Here is a 6,643-nt window from a genome sequence, read left to right on the forward strand (position 1 = left end):
CATCGATGTCGATGCCGGCCAACCCGAACCGCACCGGAAAGAGTGTGGTGAACCATCCGGCGGTCCTGGACAGGCCCGATCCGGGCACAGCGTCCTCTTCACGCCCGTGGCCTTCGAGCCGAATGAGCGTCGACGGTTGGGTGAGCCCGCGCCGGGCCCGCCACTCCATCACCGCCAGCGCCAAGGTGGCGAGCAACGCATCGTTGACGCCGCCGTGGTACAGCGCGGGCACGGTGGTCAGCAGTGATCGAGTGACCTCGGTCGGCAGCTGCACCTTCACCTTGCGCACCGACCGGGCGAGGTCCACGGCAGGGTCGAACGGCCGCGCCCCGAGCAACGGGTCGGGACCGGCGACGATCTCGTGCCACATCGGCAGCTCGGCGACTCTCTCCGACGCGCGCGCCTGTTCCGCGAGAGCATGCGCCCAGCGCCGCATCGAGGTGGCCGGCGCCTGCAGTACCGGTGTACGCCCCTCGGCAACCTGCGCCCACGCGGCCACGAAGTCCGGAATCAGGATGCGCCAGGTGACGCCGTCAACCGCCAGATGGTGCGCGGCAACGATCAGCCGACCGGACTCGGTCGCACCGGGGTCGAGCCAGACGAACTGCAGCACAGTGCCGTTGGCCGGATCCAAGCGATCGAGCGCCGAATCCAGCTGCGCCACTGCCAATTCCGTCCGCGCTGCGGTGCCGGACACCGCAGCACCCGGTATCGCATCGAGCGGCACGTGGGTCACCAGATCCGCCACCGAGATCGCCCCGACAGGAAGCGTCTCGAGCTGCCAGGCGCCATTCGGGTCGCGGAACAGCTTGGCACGCAACATGTCGTGCCGGTCCACCACCGCGGCCAGGGTCGCCAACAAGCGCTCCCGGTCGATGCCGATCGGCAATTCCAGCACGGCGGTCTGGTTGAAACGGTCGAAGCTACCGCCGCGCTCGACCATGAACCGCACGATCGGCGGCAGCGGCATGTCTCCGACGCCGCCACCGGGCAGTTCGGCAAGCGCCGCCGGCGCCTTCGCTTCGCCTTCCGTGGTCTCGGCAACTTCGGCGATGCCTGCCACGGTGCGCCGTTCAAAGACGTGTCGCGGGCTGAACAGCACGCCCCGTGCGCGGGCCCGCGACACCAACTGGATGGACACGATGCTGTCGCCACCGAGGGCGAAGAACGAGTCGTCGAGTCCGACCCTCTCGACCCCGAGGACCTCGGCGAAGATCTCGGCAACGGTGTGCTCGACCGGTGTGCGCGGCGCCCGGAACGCGACCGCTTCGGCGTACACCGGTTCGGGCAGAGCCTTGCGGTCGAGCTTTCCGACCGGGGTCAACGGAATCCGGTCGAGCACCATGATGGCGGAGGGCACCATGTAGGACGGCAGCCGCTCACCGACAAAATCGGTGAGCGCAGCAACGCCGATCGAATGCCCCGCAGCCGCGACGACATACGAAACCAGCGACTGTACTTCCTCGACGGTGCGATGGCCGACTGTGACCGCGAAGTCGACGCCGGGATGGTCTGTCAGGACGGAGTCGATCTCGCCCAACTCGATGCGGAACCCGCGCACCTTGACCTGGAAGTCGCTGCGCCCCACATAATCGAGTTCGAACCGAGCCGCGCCCGGATCCGCCACTGTGGGCACCCCGTCGACCGCGAACCAGCGCACCACGTCACCGGTGCGGTACATTCGCGCCCCCGGAGCGCCCCATGGGTTCGGGACGAACCGTTCGGCGGTGACGTCCGGCCGATTGTGATAACCGCGGGCAAGCGCACCGCCCGCGAGATAGAGCTCTCCCGCGACACCCGGCGGCACTGGACGAAGCCGCTGGTCCAACACCATCGCGGACATGCCGTGCACGGGCGAACCGATCGTGATGTGCCGACCGGGCTCCAACCGTGCGTAGGACGAAATGATCGTCGTCTCCGTAGGCCCGTAGCCGTTGAAGTACTTCCGTCCCGGCGCCCACTTGGCCACCAATTCCGGCGGGGTCACGTCGCCGCCGACGGAGACCACCTCGAGGTCGGTGATACCGGCCGGATCGACGGTGCCGAGCACCGCGGGAGTGATGAGCGTGTGCGTGACCCGCTCCGACTTCAGCAATGCTGCGAGTTCGGGCCCGCCGATGATGTCGGCCGGCACGATCACCAATGTCGCCCCGACATAGAACGCAGCGGTCCACTCCAGGACCGAAGGATCGAAGCTCGGCGAGCAGATATGCAGGAACCGGCCGTCCGACGTCATCTGGTAGAGCTCGGTCGCTGCCGCCACCATGCCACCCAGCCCGGCGTGGGTGACGGCAACGCCCTTCGGCAGACCCGTCGATCCCGAGGTGTAGATCATGTACGCCGGATGATGCAACCGCAACGGGCGCAACCGATCCGCATCGGTCACCGCCGACGCGGATTGCGCCGCCAGCATCGGATCGATGGCCGGCTCGTCGAGCACGAGCCAGGTACCCGGCTCGGGCAGCTCCGAGACGTACCGCTGCAGCGTGAGCCTCTGCACAGCGCCGGAATCGGTGAGCATGTGCCGCACTCGATCTTCCGGGTAGGTCGGATCGACCGGAACGTGCGCGCCGCCGGCCTTGGCCACCGCCCAGACCGCTGCGACCATCTCGTACGAACGCGGGAAAGCCAGCGCCACCAATGTTTCCGGGCCCACGCCGCGTTCGATCAGTACGCGGGCCAACCGGGAGGAGTACTCGTCCAGCTCGCGATAGGAAATCGAGCGTCCCTCGTACCGGACGGCAACCTTGTCCGGGTTCAGCGCTACGCCGTGCGTCAAATCGTCCGGCATCAATCCCCGCACCATGACCTCGTCACCGTGCACGTGGGTCAGCAGCTCGTACTCCGCCGATGACAGCATTGAGAGCTCACCTACGGACGTGGCGGGATCAGCCACGATCGCGGCCAACAGCAAGCCGAACCGATCGGCGAACGACTGCATCGTCGATTCGTCGAAAAGATCACGAGCATAGAGGAACTCGGCGGCCATTCCCGCATCCACGTCGTCCCGCACGGTCAACTGCACATCGAACTTGGCGACGTCCGATTGCACGTCGAGCGCCGAAATTCGCAAGCCAGGGAGTTCGGCCTCGGTCTGGGGAAGGTTCTCGAAGGACAGTGCGACCTGGAACAGCGGGTGGCGTGCGGTGGAGCGCTCCGGATTCAGGAGTTCCACCAGCCGCTCGAACGGAATGTCCGAATGCGCGAATGCACCCAGATCCGTCTCTCGCGTCTGATCGAGTAGCTCGGTGAACGACAACTCCGGGCGGACATGGCTCCGCAGCACCAGGGTGTTGACGAACATGCCGATCAGGTCGTCGAGTTTCTCCTCGCCACGCCCTGCGATCGGGGTGCCGATCGCGACGTCGTCGGCACCCGACATCCGTGCCAGGAACACCGCGAGCGCCGCATGCACCACCATGAACAACGTGGCGCCGTTGGCCCGCGCGACCTCCTCGAGGCCGTTCTGAACTTCCTCGTCGATCCGGAAACTCACCCGGCCACCGGCGAACGACTGCATCGTCGGCCGCGGGCGGTCCGATGGCAGGTTCAACTCATCCGGCAACCCCGCCAACGCCGACCGCCAATACGCTGCCTGTGCGGACAGCAGACTGGTCCGATCCTCCTCGGACCCAAGCACTTCGCGCTGCCACAGCGCGAAGTCCGCATACTGAACCGGCAACGGTGCCCACGACGGCTCCACACCCTGCGAGCGAGCCGCGTACGCAGACACCACATCACGGGCCAGGGGCTGCATCGACCAACCGTCGGCACTGATGTGGTGAGCCACTACCGCCAACACATGCGAGGCGTCGGGTAGCCGGAACAAGCGCGCCCGGAACGGCACCCGCTCGCTCACATCAAAGCCCGCCGAGACGAACTCGGTGACCACGGCGACCAGATCGGCTTCGGACACATCGACCGGGTCGAGCGCCGGGACCACAGCCTCGGTCGGCAGCACCACTTGATGCGGTACCCCACCGTGCTCCGGGTACCGCGTGCGGAGCGATTCGTGCCGCCGCAGCAGGTCGCCGATGGCCAACCGCATCGCCTCGACGTCCAGCGCACCGGTGAGCCGGATCGCGATCGGCAAGTTGTAGGCCGCGGAATGAATATCGAATTTGTTCAGGAACCACATCCGCTGCTGCGCAAATGACAGCGGCACCAGTTCCGGACGCACACCGGCCACCAACGGGACGCGACCGCCACGACCGGCCTGCGATTCCAGTTGTGCCGCAAGTGCTTCCACCGACGACGCTTCGAAGAGCAGGCGCACGCCGACCTCGGTGTCCAGCGCTGCGCCGATCCGCGACACGACGCGGGTGGCGATCAGCGAATTGCCGCCGAGTTCGAAGAAGTCGTCGTCCGCACCGACCTGCGGGAGATCCAGCACGTCGGCAAACACCCCGGCGACGATCTCCTCGATCGGAGTCGACAGTGCCCGATAGGCCTTCGTCTCGAGCATGGGCGCAGGCAACGCCTTGCGGTCCAGCTTGCCGTTGGCGGTCAGCGGAATCGCGTCCACCAACACGATCGCGGAGGGCACCATGTAGGCGGGGAGCAGTTCCCCGGCACCCGTGCGCACGTCCTCCACTGCGAGGGCGGCGCCGGCCTCGGGCACCACATAGGCCACAACGCGCTGATCGCCAGGGGTGTCCTCGCGCACGATCACTGCTGCCTGTGCGACCGAATCCTGTGCCAGCACGGCGGATTCGATTTCACCGAGCTCGATCCGGAAGCCGCGAACCTTGACCTGATCGTCGGCGCGGCCGAGGTACTCCAGTTCGCCGTCGCGATTCCATCTGGCCAAGTCGCCGGAACGGTACAGCGCACCGCCGTGTGAACCGAACGGATCGGCCACGAATCGTGCCGCCGACAAATCCGGCTTGCCGAGATAGCCTCGCGCCAATTGCGAACCCGCGACATATATTTCGCCCGGAACACCCACCGGCACCGGCTGTAACCTCGAGTCCAGCACGTACACCCGGAGCCCCGGGATCGCGCGTCCGACCACGCTCGATGTCGCCGAGGCGGCAGTCGCGCGGTCCAACTCGCGATACGACACGTGCACCGTGGTCTCGGTGATGCCGTACATATTCACCAGACGCGGCGAGTCATCGGGATGCCGGCCGTACCAGTCCGACAGCCGGCGCAACTCCAGCGCCTCACCACCAAACACCACGTACCGCAACGCCAGTGGCAGCGCGGCGGGATCGGCGAAGCGTTCCGCTTCGGCCAACTGATAGAACGCCGACGGCGTCTGGTTGAGCACGGTCACGCGCTCGCGGCGCAGCAGATCCAGGAATTGCTCCGGCGATCGCGAGGTGTAGTAGTCGACCACCACCAGGGTGCCGCCGTTGAGCAGCGGACCCCACAGCTCCCATACCGAGAAGTCGAAGGCGTAGGAGTGGAACATTGTCCATACGTCGGAATGGTCGAAGCCGAACGTGGACTGCGTGTTTGCGAACAGCTTCACCACGTTGCGGTGCGGTACCGGCACCCCCTTGGGGCGTCCCGTGGAGCCCGACGTGTAGATGACGTAAGCGACGTTCTGGGGGCGCAGTGGCGCCAGCCGGTCGGCTTCGGTGATCGGTTCCGGTGAGACGTCGGAAAGATCGATGCGGTCGATCTCGACGAGCGGCAGCCCGTCGAGAAGGTCGATCTCGCGGTCCGACGTCGTCACCACGCACACCGGCGCGGCATCGGTCAGCATGTAGGCGATCCGGTCCGCGGGATAGGTCGGATCGACCGGCAAGTACCCGCCACCCGCCTTGACGGTGGCCAAGAGCGCCACTACCAAGTCGATGGAGCGTGGCAATGCCACGGCTACAAGGGATTCCGGGCCGACTCCGGCGTCGATGAGTACGCGGCTCAGCCGGTTCACCCGCTCGTCGAGCTCTCGATAGCTCAACCCGACCTCGCCGAACCGCAATGCCAACGACTCGGGGTGGCGCGCGACCGCAGCGTCGAACAGCGCGACCAAAGTCGACTCGGCAGCGGTATCCGGTCCGGCGGAATTCCACTGCTCCAGCACCCGCACACGCTCCGCCCGCGCGAGCAGGTCCAAATCACCCACCGCCCGGGTTGGCTCGGCGGTCACCGCACGCAACACGCGCAGGAAACGCTCGGCGAACCCGGCCACCGTCGACTCGTCGAACAGATCGATGGCGTAGTTGAACTGCGCTGACAGGGCCGTACGGTCGCCCTCTGCGATCTCGCCGATGGTCAGCTGCAGATCGAACTTCGCTACACCCGAATCGAACTCGACAACCTCGGCGCTGACACCGGGGAGCTCGTAGGTTTCGCCGAGTGCGGTCTGGAAGGTGAGCATCAACTGCACCAGCGGGTGGTGCGACTGCGACCGGGCCGGGTCGAGCACCTCGACCAGGCGCTCGAAGGGCACGTCGGCATGACCGAACGCTCCGAGATCGGCATCGCGTGCGGTGCGGATCAGGTCGATGAAGTCCTTACCGGGGTCGACCTGGGTGCGCAACACCAGCGTGTTGACGAACATGCCGACGAGGTTGTCCAGCACCTGCTCGCCGCGTCCCGCCACCGGTGTCCCGATCGCGATATCGGTGGTCGCACTCGCGCGCGCAGCCCAGAGTGCAAGCGCGGAATGGATCACCATGAACAGCGATGC

General features: G+C 66.5%; 1 protein-coding gene. It reads right to left on the reverse strand.

Going from position 1 to position 6,643, the window contains the following annotated elements; genetic code table 11:
* On the reverse strand, positions 1-6,643 hold a 6,643-nt coding region (locus A8G08_RS10110; RefSeq protein WP_157108499.1), incomplete at both ends, for a non-ribosomal peptide synthetase.

Origin of the sequence: Aldersonia kunmingensis, from assembly GCF_001646865.1 — a bacterium.
GTDB classification, from domain to species: Bacteria; Actinomycetota; Actinomycetes; order Mycobacteriales; family Mycobacteriaceae; genus Aldersonia; species Aldersonia kunmingensis.